Annotated in this window: 13 protein-coding genes; 7 read left to right on the forward strand and 6 right to left on the reverse strand. The window is 60.4% G+C overall.

What is annotated here, in order from left to right; all coding sequences use genetic code 11:
• Nucleotides 1–74: 74 nt before the first annotated feature.
• Entirely contained in the window at nucleotides 75–992 is a 918-nt protein-coding gene (gene metR, locus J0G10_RS24945) for a transcriptional regulator MetR (RefSeq protein WP_007916739.1), read from the forward strand.
• Between the two features lie 110 nt (nucleotides 993–1,102).
• Here metR and J0G10_RS24950 read toward each other — a convergent pair whose 3' ends face one another.
• The 4 genes from J0G10_RS24950 to J0G10_RS24965 form a co-directional block, all read right to left on the reverse strand.
• Nucleotides 1,103–1,600, reverse strand: coding sequence for a GNAT family N-acetyltransferase (locus J0G10_RS24950; protein WP_116255116.1), 498 nt, complete (start codon nucleotides 1,598–1,600; stop codon nucleotides 1,103–1,105).
• Between the two features lie 2 nt (nucleotides 1,601–1,602).
• Nucleotides 1,603–2,241: a LysE family translocator gene (locus J0G10_RS24955; protein ID WP_093430595.1), complete on the reverse strand. Its 639-nt coding sequence runs from the start codon at nucleotides 2,239–2,241 to the stop codon at nucleotides 1,603–1,605.
• A 23-nt stretch (nucleotides 2,242–2,264) separates the two neighbouring features.
• Nucleotides 2,265–2,699 carry an NUDIX hydrolase gene (locus J0G10_RS24960; RefSeq protein ID WP_095048304.1) on the reverse strand — a complete coding sequence of 145 codons (435 nt, stop codon included), beginning with the start codon at nucleotides 2,697–2,699 and terminating at the stop codon, nucleotides 2,265–2,267.
• 67 nt (nucleotides 2,700–2,766) lie between these two features.
• The gene (locus tag J0G10_RS24965; RefSeq protein ID WP_220556935.1) at nucleotides 2,767–4,128 is read right to left on the reverse strand and encodes an HD domain-containing phosphohydrolase; all 1,362 of its coding nucleotides are present in this window, start codon (nucleotides 4,126–4,128) and stop codon (nucleotides 2,767–2,769) included.
• A 252-nt stretch (nucleotides 4,129–4,380) separates the two neighbouring features.
• Here J0G10_RS24965 and J0G10_RS24970 point away from each other — a divergent pair, with 252 nt between their 5' ends.
• The 5 genes from J0G10_RS24970 to J0G10_RS24990 are packed head-to-tail and all read left to right on the forward strand — an operon-like array spanning nucleotide 4,381 to nucleotide 12,715.
• Entirely contained in the window at nucleotides 4,381–6,639 is a 2,259-nt protein-coding gene (locus J0G10_RS24970) for an EAL domain-containing protein (protein ID WP_220556936.1), read from the forward strand.
• Nucleotides 6,636–8,510: a putative bifunctional diguanylate cyclase/phosphodiesterase gene (locus J0G10_RS24975; protein WP_220556937.1), complete on the forward strand. Its 1,875-nt coding sequence runs from the start codon at nucleotides 6,636–6,638 to the stop codon at nucleotides 8,508–8,510. Before J0G10_RS24970 ends, J0G10_RS24975 begins: the two co-directional genes overlap by 4 nt.
• 40 nt (nucleotides 8,511–8,550) lie before the next feature.
• Complete coding sequence (locus J0G10_RS24980) at nucleotides 8,551–9,504, forward strand: cytochrome-c peroxidase (protein WP_220556938.1); 954 nt, start codon at nucleotides 8,551–8,553, stop codon at nucleotides 9,502–9,504.
• Complete coding sequence (locus J0G10_RS24985) at nucleotides 9,501–11,315, forward strand: DAHL domain-containing protein (RefSeq protein WP_220556939.1); 1,815 nt, start codon at nucleotides 9,501–9,503, stop codon at nucleotides 11,313–11,315. The genes J0G10_RS24980 and J0G10_RS24985 overlap by 4 nt, the downstream gene beginning before the upstream one ends.
• A complete protein-coding gene (locus J0G10_RS24990) occupies nucleotides 11,312–12,715 on the forward strand; it encodes an ATP-binding protein (protein WP_220556940.1) in 1,404 nt (467 codons plus the stop codon). Before J0G10_RS24985 ends, J0G10_RS24990 begins: the two co-directional genes overlap by 4 nt.
• A 7-nt stretch (nucleotides 12,716–12,722) precedes the next feature.
• On the opposite strand, the gene J0G10_RS24995 is transcribed toward J0G10_RS24990, so the two are convergent.
• Nucleotides 12,723–14,048 carry an APC family permease gene (locus J0G10_RS24995; RefSeq protein ID WP_220556941.1) on the reverse strand — a complete coding sequence of 442 codons (1,326 nt, stop codon included), beginning with the start codon at nucleotides 14,046–14,048 and terminating at the stop codon, nucleotides 12,723–12,725.
• Between the two features lie 296 nt (nucleotides 14,049–14,344).
• Entirely contained in the window at nucleotides 14,345–15,166 is an 822-nt protein-coding gene (locus J0G10_RS25000) for a carbon-nitrogen hydrolase family protein (RefSeq protein ID WP_220556942.1), read from the reverse strand.
• Nucleotides 15,167–15,291: 125 nt separating this feature from the next.
• Here J0G10_RS25000 and J0G10_RS25005 point away from each other — a divergent pair, with 125 nt between their 5' ends.
• Nucleotides 15,292–16,092, forward strand: a complete 801-nt coding sequence (locus J0G10_RS25005; protein ID WP_095048312.1) for a helix-turn-helix transcriptional regulator — start codon at nucleotides 15,292–15,294, stop codon at nucleotides 16,090–16,092.
• The last annotated feature ends 159 nt before the right edge of the window (nucleotides 16,093–16,251 follow it).

A 16,251-nucleotide genomic window follows, 5' to 3' on the forward strand; every position in this document is an offset into this window, starting at 1 on the left:
GTCGACAGCGCTATCATCATGAGACAAACTCACCCTCTTTGCGCTTATCACAAGTTTTCCTCATGGAGCCTTCGGTGCTTGAAATCCGTCACCTGAAAACCCTGCACGCCTTGCGTGAAGCCGACAGCCTGGTCGATGCCGCCGACCGTTTGCACCTGACGCAGTCGGCGCTGTCCCACCAGTTCAAGGAGCTTGAGGAACGCCTGGGCATGGCGTTGTTCGTGCGCAAGACCAAACCGGTCCGGTTCACCAGCGCCGGTTTGCGCTTGCTGCAACTGGCTGACGCAACCCTGCCGCTGTTGCGCGCCGCCGAGCGGGATATCGGCCGTCTCGCCGGTGGTACGGCCGGGCGTTTGCACATGGCCATCGAATGCCACAGCTGCTTTCAGTGGCTGATGCCGACCATCGACCAGTTCCGCGATGCCTGGCCGGAAGTCGAACTCGATCTCGCTTCGGGTTTCGCCTTCGCACCGCTGCCGGCGCTGGCGCGTGGCGATCTGGATCTGGTGGTGACTTCCGATCCACTGGAAATCGCCGGCATCACCTATGTACCGCTGTTCACCTACGAAGCCATGCTTGCCGTGGCCAATCAGCATGCGCTGGCGAGCAAGCCGTACATCGTCCCCGAAGACTTGCTGACGGAAACGCTGATCACCTACCCGGTGGAACGCGACCGTCTCGACATCTTCACACGCTTCCTGGAGCCGGCCGACATCGAGCCGGCGCAGGTGCGCACTTCGGAACTGACGGTGATGATGATGCAACTGGTCGCCAGTGGTCGTGGTGTTTGCGGCATGCCGCACTGGGCGCTGCACGAATACAGCTCGCGCGGTTACGTGAAGGGTAAACGGCTGGGGGAAAAAGGTTTGTTCGCAACGTTGTACGCGGCGATTCGCACCGACATGCTCGATGCACCGTACATGCGGGATTTTCTGCTGACGGCGAAGGACACGTCGTTCTCGACCCTGGACGGTGTCAGCGCGGTTCGCTGAGTCACTTGTGGGAGCGAGCCTGCTCGCGAAAGCGATGTATCAGACACACAAATAGTGACTGTCAGATTGCCTTCGCGAGCAGGCTCGCTCCCACAGGGATCAGCGCAATATCAGAGTTGACGCCACATGTGGATCTTGTCGAAATAATCTTCGTTCACCCGCACCGCCAGCGGTTCGAGGCCGAACTGGATAAAGCCGCAGCGCTGGTAGAGATTGAACGCGGCGTCATTGCCGGCGGTAACGGTAAGCTGGAGCAGTTTCAGTGCCGGGTGGTTTTGCGCTTCGGTAATGGCCGCCTGCACCAGTTCATGGCCCAGACCGTGCTGGCGAAAATCCGCCGAGACGTACATGCCGAACAACGTGGCCTTGTGGCGGGCCTTCTCGCGCGGTTCGAGGGCCAGGCCGACGATGCCGGCCAACGTGCCAGCTTCAAACGCGCCAAGCACCACATCGAGCTTGCTGGTCAGGCGCCCTTCCCACCAGCTCAATGGCATCACCGCGCGTTCGCGAACACTGGAAGTGAACGCCTGCGGATGGCGGTCATAGGCTTCGAGCATCAGTTCGCGGTAAGCCAGGGCATGACTGGCGTCCAGCCGTTCGATCCACATGTTCACGCCGTCCTGCGTTGCTCAAGCATCAGCCGCACAGCGAGGCCGCCGAGGACGAAGCCCATGAAATAACGCTGCAGTGCCAGCCACGTCGGGTTACGCACAAACCACGAAGCGATGCCCGCCGCGAACAGCGCGATCAGCAAATTGACGCAGAAACTGACGCTGATCTGGGTCAGGCCGAGAATGATGCTTTGGGTGAACACCGAGCCGTGTTCAGGGGAGATGAACTGCGGAAACACCGAGAGGTAGAACACGGCGATTTTCGGGTTCAGCGCACTGGTGAGAAAGCCCATGGTGATCAGCTTTCGCGACGAGTCCGGCGGCAATTGCTGCGCCTCGAACGGTGAGCGCGCACCGGGTTTCACTGCTTGCCAGGCCAGCCACAGCAGGTACAGCGCACCGGCCCACTTCAGCACTTCATAGGCCATCGGCACTGCCAGAAACACCGCAGTCAATCCCGCCGCCGCGGCGAACATATGCACAAAGAATCCACTGACCACACCGAGCAACGACGTGACCCCGGCCTTGCGTCCCTGACAGATCGAACGCGAAATCAGATAGATCATGTTCGGCCCCGGCGTCAGCACCATCAGCAATGCGGCAGCGGCGAAGATCAGCAAGTCTTGAAGCGGGATCATGGCAAAGTCCTTTGCGTGGATGATCAGGCGATTGCGTTCAGCGACTTGCGATAAAACGGCAGGATCAGGTCACGTGTCAATGGCGCCAGAACCACAGCAGGATCAGTGGCCGGATCGACCCAGATCACTTCTTCGATTTCCGCCGCCGGCGTGACGTCGGCCTCGATCGTCAGTTGAAAGATCTCGGCCTGCACGACACACCCCGGCTCGTTGGCCGCAGGCGCCGAGAACTGGCCGAGAAAAGCCGCCTGCGCCGGATCGATCTGCAAGCCCAGCTCTTCTTCCAGCTCGCGGGCCAGCGCGTGCACCGGCAACTCGTGCGCCTCGATCTTGCCGCCCGGTTGCATGAACGCCGTAGTGCCGCGCTTGCGCACCAACAGAGTCTGGCCTGCGGGATTGAGCAACAGCGCGGCGGCTATACGAATGAGGTTTGCAGAGACAACGGATGCACAAGTCATGGATCAGCCACCGGCCTGGAAAAACCGCAAGGATCCCATGCCCGGCCCAATGACGTCACCTCACCGATCATTCCCCCTGCGCCTTGAGCGTGGCTTCAACCTCCTCCGGCACCTTGACGAAAATCGTGTACTTGCCGCCCTCCATGGCTTCAAACGCAATCAGCTTTTCCACCAACAGCGCGCTGAGCACCTTGCCAGCATTGAGCAGCAGCATGCCGTTATCGGCATTGAGGTTGCGCGCCAGAATCATCCCCGCCGCCAGATCCCGAGTGGACAGCACCTTGACCGACGGATCGGCCAGCGTCACGTCGCTGAGGAACGCGGCACACACCTGAATGAAATCCTCGACCAGATCGGGATCGTACAAACGTCCGGCGTACTGGCGCAGGTACAGCAGCGCTTCATCGCTGTTCATCTGCCGCTCAAGGATCAGACCGCGCTGCAACTCGACGAAATCCACCGCCAGTTTCAGCAAGCGTGAGCCGAACGGAATGCCCTCGCCCTTGAGCCGGTCGGGAAAGCCGCTGCCGTCCCAACGCTCCTGATGATGCAGGATCAGACGCGCCGCATCCTTCATCGGGTCCAGGGTCATGAGCAACGATTCGCTCTGCTTCGGATAGCTGCGATAACGCTCGCGTTCGGTATGGCGCAGCAGATCCGAGGGCGTGGTCATCATCGCGTCGGTCCAGCTCAGTTTGCCAATGTTGTACAGCGCCGCAGCCATGGTCAGATCACGGCTGGTGGCCTCGTCCAGCCCATGCTGTTTGCAGTAGCTGCGCACCAGTTCGATGATCTGCCGGTTGGTCTGTTTGGCAGGTGGCAAGCGCAAATTGGCCAGCAGCGAGAACACTTCGGTGCCGGTAACGTAGCTGTGCTTGAGCTCTTCGTACGCCAGATCAAGCATGTCGGCGGTCTGCTGCAGTTCGGCGGTGCGCGCTGCGACATGCTTTTCCAAAGTGCTGTTAAGCAGTTTGAGCTGATCGTTCTGCACTCGGGTCAAGCGCTCCAGCCGTTGGCGCTCCTGCTCGGAATGCTGGTGTTCGAGGGACTGGCGCAGAATCAGCAACAGCTCTTCGTCATTCCACGGCTTGCTGATGTACCGGTGAATCTGCCCGTCATTGATGGCTTTGATGATCGCCGCCGGTTCGGCATAGCCGGTGAGCATGATCCGCGCCGTCGCCGGAAAACGTTCACGGACATGCGCCAGCAACGAAGCACCGTCCATGCCCGGCATCCGCGCATCGCTCATCACCAGGTTCACCGGCTGCTGCGCGAGGATCTCCAGCGCCTGAGCGCCGCTGGTGGCCAACAGAAGATCGTAGGGTTGGCCGCGTAACAGGCGGCGCAGGCTGTTGAGGATCGACTCCTCGTCATCGACCAGCAGCACCGTGGGTCGATGCGCCGGCAGCGGCGCGGATGGCTCTTCCATGGCATGGCCTCAAGCAAACAGGGAAATTACGACGCACCGAGCCAACACTGCGCCGGTCCGCGCCTGAGTCCAAGGCTAGATGATTTTGGCCGGCATTCACGCCGATCTTTGTCCGGGGCCGAAAGCGCAGTACCGGGGAGCCGACTATGCTGAAGACAGCGCAAGACTCCATCGGCTGATACAAACAGGCAAATGGCGAGGGAAAAGGATGCCCCGGATCACCACAGCATGCCTCCCCACGGGTGGCGCGGCATGACAGCGCCAACCGTGCACATCAATCGCCGCGTGCTGATCGTTGACGACAGCCCAGCGATCCATGGCGATTTCGCCAAGATTCTCAGCCCGGTCATCCCCGGTGTCGATGGTTTGGGCGAAACCGAGAGCCTGCTGTTCGGCACGCCGTCCGCACCGCAAACCCAACATTTCGAACTGGATTCGGCGTTTCAGGGCCGCGAAGCCCTGGAAAAACTTGAGGCCGCGCTGGCAGAAAACCGCCCCTACGCCATGGCCTTCATCGACATGCGCATGCCACCGGGCTGGGATGGCCTGGAGACCATTGAACGGCTGTGGCAAGTCGACCCCAAGCTGCAAGTTGCGCTGTGCACGGCCTATTCCGATTATTCCTGGGAAGACATCGACCGGCGTCTGGCACTGAACGACCGCTTGCTGATTTTGAAAAAGCCCTTCGACGCCATCGAGATCCGCCAGATGGCCAGCGCCCTTACGGTCAAATGGCAGATGACCGAAGACGCTGAACTGAAGATGAGCCTGCTAGAAGCTGCGGTGCAGGAACGCACCCGGGAGCTGTCCGACGCCAATGTGATCGTGCAGAACAGCCCGACGATTCTTTACCGTTTGCGCGGCGACCCCTCGTTTGCGCTGATGTACATCTCCCACAACATCACCCGTTACGGCCATGTCGCCGCCGACCTGGTGGGTTCGCCCGACTGGGCGCAGGCACTGATTCATCCGGACGATCAGGCGAACGTCGATGCGGCCATGGCCCGGGTGCTGGATCGGCATGCGTCGGGCGCGTCCATCGAGTTCCGCATGCGCACCGGCCAGGGCACCTGGCGCTGGGTGGAGAACCGCTACATTCCGGTGCGCGATGATGACGGCCGTCTGCTGGAAGTCGAAGGCATCATCCTCGACATCACCGAGCGCCGCCTGGCCGAGGACAAACTGGCCTTGCTCGCCCGCTCCGATGGCCTCACGGGGCTGGCCAATCGCGCCACGCTGATCGAGCGCCTGCATCAAGCGTTCGCCGCCGCACGACGAGGCGCCATGCCGTTCGCGGTGTTCTACCTGGACCTCGACCATTTCAAGCGGATCAATGACACCTTCGGCCACCCGGTGGGCGATCTGCTGTTGCAGGAAGTCGCCCGGCGCATCAAGTCCGGTGTCCGCGAAAGTGACGTAGTGGCGCGCCTGGGCGGCGACGAATTCGCGATCCTGCAACTGGACGTCAGCGACCCGACCCAATCGGCCGCGATGGCCGCCAAGATTCGCGACACGCTGCTGGCGCCCTACCACCTGGCCGGTAATGCGCTGCATATTTCGGTGAGCATCGGCATCAGCAGTTACAGCGACCTCAGCCTCGATGCCGACGCGCTGCTCGGGCAAGCCGACATGGCGCTGTACCGCGCCAAGGAAATGGGCCGCAACCAGTACCACTTCCACTCCGAGGAAATCTCTCGGGAAGTGGCCGAACGCATGACTCTGGTCAGCGAATTGATGACCGCCCTCGAGGGCAATGAGCTGATGCTGCGCTATGCGCCGGAGGTCGATCTGCACAGCGGCAGGATTCTCGGCATGGAGGTACAAGTCCTCTGGCAGCATCCTAGTCGCGGCCTGCTGCAGGCCTGCGACTTCGTGCCGATTGCAGAGAAAACCGGCGCAATCATTCCGCTCGGGCGTTGGGTGCTGGATCACGCCTGCCACCAGATGCATCTGTGGCGTAACGAAGGCGTCGCGCCGCCCGTAATGGCGATCAAACTTTCGCTGGCCCAACTCAAGAGCGGCCCCGAGCTGATCTACAACGTGCTGCGCACCACCGCCCGTTGGGAACTCGCCCCTTGGGACCTGCGTTTCGATGTCACCGAGGCCACACTGGCCCAGACCAAGTGGACGCACAACGACGCGTTGCCGCGCCTGCGTGAACTGGGCGTGAGCATCGCCATCGATGATTTCGGCACCGAATACTCCTCGTTCGACTACCTGAAAACCTACCGGGTCAATCACCTCAAACTGGCGCAGAGTTTCGTCGACAGTGCCGCCCACGATGTCGCCAGTGCCAACGCCCTGCGCGCGATCGTCAACTTCGCCCGGGACCTGGACATCGACATCATTGCCGAAGGCCAGCCATCGTCGGATCAACCGTGCACGCCCCCCACCGCGCCCCCGCTGCCCAGCGCCCGGGGCATGTATTTCAGCGCAGCGGTCAGCGCCGAACAAGCCGGGCAGTTGCTCAAGGACAGTTGCCGTCTGGCGCCAAAGGAGGACGAGGCATGAAAACGCCTTTTCCACAGACCAACCGGCGCATCCTGATCATCGATGACACGCCGGCGATCCACGATGACTTTCGCAAGATCCTCGCCCCGCAGGTGGCGGACGCCGTCGATTTGCAGCAACTGGAGCAGACGCTGTTCGGCAGCCAGCAGACGCCGCACCTGAGCTTCCAGCTCGACTCCGCCTATCAAGGCCTGGAAGCGCTGGCACTGGTCAATCGCGCACTGGCCAGTGGCAATCCCTACGCCCTCGCCTTTATCGACATGCGCATGCCGCCCGGCTGGGATGGCCTGGAAACCATCGAGCAACTGTGGCGTGTCGACCCGAACCTGCAAATCGCCTTGTGCACGGCGTACAGCGACTACAGCTGGGAAGCGATGGCCGAACGGCTGGAGTTCGGCGATCAGTTGCTGATCTTGAAAAAGCCGTTCGACAGTCTGGAAATCCGTCAGATGGCCAATGCCCTGACCTGGAAATGGCAACTGGCGCAGGACGCGGCGCTGAAGATGCTCAGCCTTGAGCGGACCATCGAGGCGCGGGTGCACGAACTGCTCAAGGTCTCGCACCTGCTGCAATACGACAGCCTCACGGAGCTGCCCAACAGCACCTTGCTCGGTGATCGCCTGAGTCAGGCCATGGCCGTGTGCCGACGGCATGACAAACAATTGGTGGTGATGTTTCTCGGTCTGGATCGCTTCAAGCGCATCAACAATGCGCTGGGCCATCCGGCGGGTGACGAGATGCTCAAACGGGTCGCCCGACAACTGTTGTCCTGCGTGCGCGATTCGGACTCGGTGTTTCGCTACGGTTCCGATGAGTTCGTGGTGATCCTCGGCGACATCAACCACCCTCAGCAAACCCACGGCATCGCGGAAAAACTCCTCGCCGCCATTCGCCTGCCGCAGACGATTGCCGGCCACGACGTCAGCGTCACCGCCAGCGTCGGCATCAGCGTCTACCCCGAAGACGGCCTCGAAGCCACCGAGCTGATCAAGAAAGCCGAGACCGCGATGCGCAACGTCAAGGAGCAGGGGCCTGACAACATCGGCTTTTTCATCGAAGCCATGAACCAGCACGCCCGGGAGCAGCACAGCATCGAGTCGGGCATTCGCCGCGCCCTGCAGGCGCATGAATTCGTCCTGCACTATCAGCCGAAAGTCGACCTGCGCAGTGCCAAAGTGGTGGGTGCCGAAGCACTGCTGCGCTGGCAGAAACCCGGGCATGGCTGGGTCTATCCGTCGGACTTCATACCGGTGGCCGAGGACAGCGGCCTGATCGTGCCGTTGAGCAAATGGGTGCTGGCTGAAGCTTGTCGTCAGACCCGTGCCTGGCAACTGGCCGGACTGCCGCCGATCCGCATGTCGGTCAACACTTCACCCATCGATTTTCGCCAGCGTGACTTCGTCGCTGGTATCGAGCGCGTCCTGGAACAGACAGGTCTGGCGCCCGAGTGGCTGGAGCTGGAAATTACCGAAGGCGTGCTGATGCAAAACGTCGAGGCGACGATGACGGCGCTCAATCGCCTGAAAACGCTGGGCACGCGTCTGGCCATTGATGACTTCGGCACCGGCTATTCCAGCCTGAGCTACTTGAGGCGATTTCCCATCGATGTGCTGAAGATCGACCAATCGTTCATTCGCAACCTGTGCAACGACCGCAACGATGCCGCGCTGGTGAGCGCCATCATCAACCTGGGCAAGAGTCTGGAACTGGACGTCATCGCCGAAGGCATCGAAACCGCTGACCAACTGGCCTTTCTCAAGGCCCATCACTGCGAAGAAGGCCAGGGCTACTTTTTCAGCGAAGCCCTACCCGCAGACGCATTTGCGCGGTTGCTGGCCGGTACGCAACCCGCGCCCTGGACGATTGAATGATCACTGTGAAACCGGCCTTGAGTCAGGGAGACAAATGCCGATGAGCCTTTTCCATCACGCCGTCGCGTTGCTGCTGTACGGAGTCTGTATCGGCGCCAGTGCCGAGCCGCTGGACGAGCCGCTCAAACCGTTGCCCGCGGTGCCGCAGCAGGATCCCCGGCGCGTGGAACTCGGTCGACGGCTATTCCACGAGCCACGTTTGTCGATCAACAACACGCTGTCCTGCGCCAGCTGCCATCAACTCGACAAGAACGGTGCCGACCGCCGCGCCTTGTCACTGGGCTTCGACGGTAAACCGGTGGCCGTCAACACACCGACCGTGTTCAACGCAGCCCTCAACTTCCGCCAGTTCTGGGATGGCCGCGTTAAAACGCTGGAGGAACAAAGCAACGTCGTCATCACCAGCCCCCATGAAATGGGCAGCGACTGGCGCACCGTAATCGAACGCATCGGCAACGACCCCGATTACCGTCGCGATTTCGCCGCCACCTACCCGGACGGCGTAACCCAGGCCAACGTCCAGCAAGCGCTGGCCAGTTTCGAACGCACCTTGCTGACGCCCAATTCACGCTTCGATCAATACCTGCAGGGCAATACCGACATCCTCACCCTGGAGGAAAAGTACGGTTACCAGCGCTTCAAGGAGTACGGCTGCATTGCCTGCCATCAGGGGGTCAACATCGGTGGCAACATGTTCCAGAAATTCGGCGTGTTCGGCGATTACATTGCCGATCGTGGCAACCCGACCGTGGCCGACCAAGGCCGCTTCAACGTCACCGCCGACGAAGCAGACCGGGCGGTGTTCAAGGTGCCGAGCCTGCGCAATGTCGCGATCACCGCACCGTACTTTCACGACGGATCGGCCCCTACCCTCGAACGCGCCGTGGATGTGATGTTCCAGTATCAGTTGGGGCGCATGCCAAGCGCTGAGGATAAACGGCTGATCATGCTGTTTCTCACAACCCTGACCGGCCAACGGGAAGTCCAGCCATGATCAACATTTCGCGGCGACGCAGCCTGTTGTTGCTGACCCTGGTGGCCCTGGCGCTGGCCTCGATCCTGCTGTTCCTGTACTTCAAGTCGAGCTCTGACCAGAGCATGACGTACACCGAATCGCGGGATCTGATCCGGCAGATCAAACAGCAGAATTCGCAGTGGGAGAACGAGATCCTCAAGGCCAGGGTGGCGCTGACCCACAACTACGATCCGCTGGTGTCACCGATGAATGAGATGAACCGGCTCTGGGCGCGCTTCGACGAGATCGAGTCCGGGCATGGGCGCAACGACTCGACGCAATGGAACGATGCTCACGAAAGCTTCCTGCAGGCGATGCAGGAAAAGACCCGTCTGGTCGAACAGTTCAAATCGCACAACGCGCTGTTACGCAACTCCCTGGCTTTTTTGCCCACCGCTGAAGACGACATCCAACAGCAACTGGCCAGCCTGTCGGACTTCGATAAATTGCAGCTGCAAAACATCACCACCGACACCTACGACCTGCTGCTCAGCGCCCTCGAATTCGCCCAGGTCACCTCCGACGACCGGGCCGCCGACATCGAGGTCGGCCTGAACAAACTGAAGGTCAATGCACAACGCCTGCCGCTCGCGTTTCAGACCCCGATCAGAATCATGAGCAGCCATATTTCGCTGATTGCGCGCGAGCAGCCAGTGGTCAATCAGTTGCTCGAAAGCATCGAAAACATCCCCGTGGCCGACAGCCTCGACAACATCACCACCATGCTCGATCGCGATCAGCAGCGCGCCGATCAGGTCGACCGGCAGTACCACTTCTACCTGCTGCTGTTTTCGGTCTTGCTGGTGTTGTCACTGGTGTGGCTGGCCATTCGTTTGATCGGCAGTTTCGCCGAAATCAATCGGGTCAATAACGCCCTGCAAACGGCCAACGATGCACTGGAACAAAGAGTCGAAGAACGCACCCGGGAACTGCGGGACGCCCAGAGCGAACTGCTCGACGCGGCACGTCAGGCCGGCATGGCGGAAATCGCCACCAATGTGCTGCACAACGTCGGCAACGTGCTCAACAGCGTGAACATTTCCAGCGACCTGATCACGCGCAAGCTGCGCAACAGCAAGGCCCAAGGCCTGGGCAAGGCCATGCAACTGATCAACGAACACCCGGATGACCTCGGCGTGTTCCTCAGCGAAGACGCCAAGGGCAAATTGCTCCCCGGCTACCTCAACCAATTGGTGGTCGCCATTACCCAGGAACAGCAGGAAATGCTCGACGAGTTGAACCAGATGAACAAAAGCGTCGACCACATCAAAGACATCGTCGCCACCCAGCAATCCTATGCCGGTGCCAACAGCATGACCGAACCGCTGTTCATCAACGAATTGCTCGAAGACGCGTTGCGCATGAACGCCGGGGCACTCACCCGGCACCACGTCACGGTGGTCCGGGAGTACGCTGACGTGCCGCAGGTGATGGGCGACAAACACCGTTTGCTGCTGATCCTGATCAACCTCATCAGCAACGCTAAATACGCCATGTCCGACCTCAGCAACCGCCCACGCACCATGACCCTGGCGGTCAAAATTGTCGATGACAACTTCCTTGAAATCAGCGTCAAGGACGACGGCGAAGGCATCGCCGCGGAAAACATGACGCGGATCTTTGCCCACGGTTTCACCACCCGCAAGGAAGGCCACGGTTTCGGTCTGCACAGCTGCGCCCTGGCCGCCATCGAGATGAACGGCCACCTCACCGCGCACAGCGACGGCCCGGGCCAGGGTGCATTGTTCACCTTGCAGATCCCCCTGATCAGCGTCACGGAGAGCGCATGAGCGAGCTGTCGAACCGCCGCATTCTGCTGATCGACGACATGCCGTCGATCCATGAAGACTTTCGCAAGATTCTCGCGCCGCCGGCGGTGCAGTCGGTGGAACTGGACGAGATGGAAGCAGCACTGTTCGGCGCTCAGGTGCGCGCCAAACGTCCGCCGTTCGAGCTGGACTCGGCCTATGGCGGCGAGGAAGGTCTGGGCAAGCTGAATCAGGCCTTGGCGGAACAACGCCCCTATGCGCTGGCCTTTGTCGACATGCGCATGCCCGACGGCTGGGACGGCGCGAAAACCATCGAGCATCTGTGGCAGCAGGATCCACAGTTGCAAGTGGTGGTCTGCACCGCCTACTCGGATTATTCCTGGGATGAACTGTTGGAGCGTCTGCAGGCGCATGACCGCTTGCTGATTCTGAAGAAGCCGTTCGACAACATCGAAGTGCAGCAGATGGCCAACACCCTGCTGACCAAATGGCAGATGACCGAACGCGCGTCATTGCAAATGCATCACCTGGAACATCTGGTCGATCAGCGCACCGCCCAGTTCAAGCAGGCCAGCGAAGACCTGCAACGGGAAATCGATGAGCGCAAGCAACTGGAAAGTCAGCTGGTACAGTCGGAAAAACTCGCCTCACTCGGGCAAATGGCGGCGGGCGTGGCCCATGAAATCAACAACCCGATCGGCTTCATCTCCTCCAACCTCGGCACCCTCGACGGCTACTTCAAACAATTGCTCAGCGTACTCGATGCCTGGCAGACGCTTGGGCCAATACCAGACAGCGAATCCGTGGCGCGGCTTGAGCAATTGCGCAAAGACGCCGATCTGGATTTTCTCCTCGAAGACATTCCGGTGCTGATCCGCGAATCCAAGGAAGGCATTGGCCGGGTCGGGCAGATCGTCAAGGACCTGAAGGATTTCTCCCGGGTCGATAGCCAGCAGCAATGGCAGTGGGCCAATCTGCAACAAGGCATCGAGTCGACCCTGAACATTGTCGCCAGTGAACTCAAGTACAAGGCCGACCTGATCAAGGAGTACCAGCCCCTGCCGGACATCGAATGCCTGCCGTCGCAAATCAATCAGGTGATCATGAATCTGGTGGTCAATGCGGCGCAGGCCATGGGCTCCGAACGCGGCACCATCACCTTGCGCACCGGGCAACAACAAGACACGGCGTGGGTGGAAGTCGCGGACACCGGCGCGGGGATTGCGCCGGAGATCCTGCAGAAAATCTTCGATCCGTTCTTCACCACCAAACCCGTCGGCCAGGGCACCGGGCTTGGCCTGTCCCTGTCCTACGGCATTGTGAAAAAGCACGGTGGCGACATTTCGGTACGCAGCGAACCGGGGGTGGGCACGACCTTTCGCATCGAGTTGCCGATGCGCCAGAACCGGCCCGCTGCCTGAAGACGCCTCAGGTCGCTTCCTGAAAGTCCATTTCCGGTGGCTGGCGACGGAAACCACCGGTAAGTACTGCCAGGTAAACCACGCCGATCGCCAGCCAGCTCAAGCCCAGGTACACCGCCAGGTGATCGAGGCTGACCATCAGCCACAAGTCCGCCACCAGCCCGATCAACGGGAAGAGCAGAAACAGCAGCAGCTCGCGCGGACCTTTTTTCTCACCGCCGATCCAGTAATGAAAGATCACCGAGAGATTGACCAGGCTGAACGCCAGAAACGCGCCGAAGTTAATGAACGAGGTCGAGGTGGTCACGTCGAGTTTCAGTGCCAGTAACGCCACCACGGCGCAGAGCAGGATGCTGTTGACCGGTGTGCCGAAGCGCGCGTGCAAAGTGCCGAAGAACGACTTGGGCAACACGCCGTCGCGGCCCATGGCGAACAGCAGGCGCGAGCCACTGGCTTGCGCAGACAGCCCCGAAGCGAACTGACCGACAATCAGGCCGATGAGGAAGATCGAGACGAACAGATCGCCGCCGATATTGCGCGCGATTTCATAGGCGGCGGAGTCGACGCTGTCGAACTGGAACGATGGATGGGCGATCTGCACAAAGTATGAAACGCCAACGAAGATCAGCCCGCCGATCAAGGTGATCAACATGATCGCGAGCGGGATGGTGCGGCGTGGATCGCGGGTTTCTTCGGTCAGCGTGCTGACCGCATCGAAGCCGAGGAACGAGTAGCAGGCGATGGCCGCACCGCTCATGATCAGCGGCATCTGCATGTCGCCGTTGAAGAACGGCTTGATCGACCACAACGGCGTGCTCGCATCGCCACCGATGTAGTGCACGCACAGCGCGACGAAAGCGATCAGCACGAGGAACTGCACCAGCATCAACAAGGCGTTGATGCCGTTGGCCAGTTTCAGGCCAATGATGTTGATCGCGCTGGTGATGCCGATAAAGGCCAGCACCCAGATCCATTGCGGGATCGACGGGAATGCCGAGGCCAGATAAGCCGCGCCGATCAGCCAGATCGCCATCGGCAGAAACAGGTAATCGAGCAACACCGCCCAACCGGCGATGAAGCCGAGTTTCGGGCTGATTGCCTTGCGCACGTAGCTATAGGCGGAACCGGCGACGGGGAATGCAGCGGCCATGCGCCCGTAACTCATAGCGGTGAAGAACATCGCCACCAGCGCCGCCAGATACGCGGCAGGCACCATGCCGGCGGTAGACTGGGCGAGGATGCCGAAGGTGCCGAGGACAATGATCGGCGTCATGTAGGCGATGCCGAACAGCACCACCGACCCTAATGAAAGGGTGCGTTGCAAACGAGCCATGGGCGACTTACTCCGAATGTTATTGGATTTATGGCAGAGCCGGGTTCGGCGAATGTTTTCGGGTGTGGCTGATCGTTCCCACGCTCTGCGTGGGAATGCCTCAATGGACGCTCTGCGTCCGCTCTTGGGACGCGGAGCGTCCCGGGCTGCATTCCCACGAAGAGCGTGGGAACGATCGGGTAAAACCTGAGTTCGACCCGTTGCTTCTGGTCGGCGTACCTCGAACAATCAACTCGGTCAGTCCCCTCTCCCTATGGGCGGTCCGACGTTTCGGGAGGGCTAGGGTGAGGCAGCGGTCAACGGCGTGGAATCAACAACTCACGAACACCATCACCGTGCTCCACCACCTCCCCCGGCAACTTCAAGCGCTGATCATCCAGATAGCGGTAATCCCTGCGCGCAATCTCTAACCGCGCGAAATCCAGTTCAACGCAGAACGTCCCTTCCTCACGCCCGGCCTCGAACAGCAATGTCCCCAGCGGATCGACCAGCGCACTGCCACCGGCAAACATCAAACCGTCATCCCCCGCCTCCACGCGATTGACCATCAACGCAAAGGCCTGATTCTCCTGGGCACGGGCCATGATCGCGGTGCGGTGAGTCGGCGCGTACGGGTCCATGTTGCCGTTAGTCACGATCAGCAACTCGGCACCCAGTTGCGCCAAGGCACGGGCCGACTCCGGAAACTCGATGTCGTAGCAAATCAACAGGCCAATACGCACGCCGTTCCATTCGCAGGTGGTGTAACGGTCGCCGGCCTCGAACACGCCACGATCCGACGCCCACAGATGGGTCTTGCGGTATTTCAGGGCAATGCCTTCAGGGGTGATCAGCAACGTGGTGTTGTAGAAGCGACCGTTGTCGTTCTCGGCCATACCGATCACCACGGCGATGTTGTGTTCACGCGCGGCGGCCAGCACGGTGCTGACGGTCGGGCCGTCGAGCGGTTCGGCGGTTTGCGCCACGGTTTCGGCCGTCGGGAAGCCCATCAGGTGGGTTTCCGGGAACACGATCAATTGCGTGTCGGCCGCACACGCGGCAATCGCTGCCAGTGCGCGTTCGAGGTTGTAGACCGTGGCATTGTCACGGCCTGCCAATTGCGCGAGTTCGACTTTCATGGGAATTCCTTGTGATAAGCGGCGGGCGCTGAAAGATTGCCCGGTGGCTGTCTGTGGGCCAGTATGCGCAGCAAGCGAGCGGCCAGGGAATTACGCGGCCGGGGTAACCCGATAGGGGTAGATCGATGACACTTTCGTTTGACGACATCACCTGGCACCGCGCCGTCGGGCAATTGATCGACGCGCTCGACAAGCCGAATTTCTGGGCGCAACTGGTGCGACTGCTCGACCAATACGTGCCGTTCGATAGCTGGGTGGTGCTGCTGTTCAGCGCCGATCAACACCCGCAAGTCTTCGCCGAATGCCCGGGCGCAGACGGCAACCCTGACCCGTTGTTTCAGGATTACTTACGCGGCCTGTACCTGCTCGACCCGTTCTACATCGCCTGTCGCGAGCAAACGCGCACCGGTCTGTATCGCCTCTCGGAAGTGGCGCCGGAGCATTTCGAACTGACCGAGTATTACCAGCGATACTTTCGTCTGAATGTCGTGGCCGACGAAATCCAGTTCAATTGTCAGCTCGAAGGCGATCGCACCTTGTGTCTGTCGCTGGGCAGTGAAAAACGTTTCACTGGCGAACATATCGCCTTGCTGTCATTGATCCAGCCTTGGGTGCTGGGCCTGCTGCGCCAGCGCCTGCCGTACGAGATCAACGAAACCGTGGCCCTCGCCGCCGCCCCTGTCCGGGCAGACTGGCGGGTGCAACTGGAGGCGTCGGTGCAGCAACTCAAGGGCGCGCAATTGACCGCCCGTGAACTGGATGTCGGGCGTTTGATGCTCAGCGGTTGCTCCAGTAAAGAAATCGCCCGTAAGCTGGAAATCTCCGTAGAAACCGTGAAAGTCCATAAGAAACACATGTACAGCAAGCTGGGGATCAAATCCCAGTCCGAGCTGTTTTCGATTTTTCTTCAGGCACAAAACGCCTGATCGTTTGGTGAAGTTGCTTTTTGTGGGAGCGAGCCTGCTCGCGAATGCGTCGGATCAGACAATAATTTTTCTACTGACAGGTCGCTTTCGCGAGCAGGCTCGCTCCCACAGGGATTTTGTACATCCCTGAGCCTTTCGCCGAAATCTCTGAGTCCGAAC

The sequence above is a fragment of the Pseudomonas germanica genome (assembly GCF_019614655.1).
GTDB lineage: Bacteria > Pseudomonadota > Gammaproteobacteria > Pseudomonadales > Pseudomonadaceae > Aquipseudomonas > Aquipseudomonas neuropathica.

Coding starts and splice junctions, on each gene's coding strand:
- J0G10_RS25000 (WP_220556942.1), bottom strand. CDS start 15,166: ATGAAAGTCGAACTCGCGCAATTGGCAGGCCGTGACAATGCCACGGTC.
- J0G10_RS25005 (WP_095048312.1), top strand. CDS start 15,292: ATGACACTTTCGTTTGACGACATCACCTGGCACCGCGCCGTCGGGCAA.
- J0G10_RS24950 (WP_116255116.1), bottom strand. CDS start 1,600: ATGTGGATCGAACGGCTGGACGCCAGTCATGCCCTGGCTTACCGCGAA.
- J0G10_RS24975 (WP_220556937.1), top strand. CDS start 6,636: ATGAAAACGCCTTTTCCACAGACCAACCGGCGCATCCTGATCATCGAT.
- J0G10_RS24955 (WP_093430595.1), bottom strand. CDS start 2,241: ATGATCCCGCTTCAAGACTTGCTGATCTTCGCCGCTGCCGCATTGCTG.
- J0G10_RS24995 (WP_220556941.1), bottom strand. CDS start 14,048: ATGGCTCGTTTGCAACGCACCCTTTCATTAGGGTCGGTGGTGCTGTTC.
- J0G10_RS24990 (WP_220556940.1), top strand. CDS start 11,312: ATGAGCGAGCTGTCGAACCGCCGCATTCTGCTGATCGACGACATGCCG.
- J0G10_RS24960 (WP_095048304.1), bottom strand. CDS start 2,699: ATGACTTGTGCATCCGTTGTCTCTGCAAACCTCATTCGTATAGCCGCC.
- J0G10_RS24985 (WP_220556939.1), top strand. CDS start 9,501: ATGATCAACATTTCGCGGCGACGCAGCCTGTTGTTGCTGACCCTGGTG.
- J0G10_RS24980 (WP_220556938.1), top strand. CDS start 8,551: ATGAGCCTTTTCCATCACGCCGTCGCGTTGCTGCTGTACGGAGTCTGT.
- J0G10_RS24970 (WP_220556936.1), top strand. CDS start 4,381: ATGACAGCGCCAACCGTGCACATCAATCGCCGCGTGCTGATCGTTGAC.
- J0G10_RS24965 (WP_220556935.1), bottom strand. CDS start 4,128: ATGGAAGAGCCATCCGCGCCGCTGCCGGCGCATCGACCCACGGTGCTG.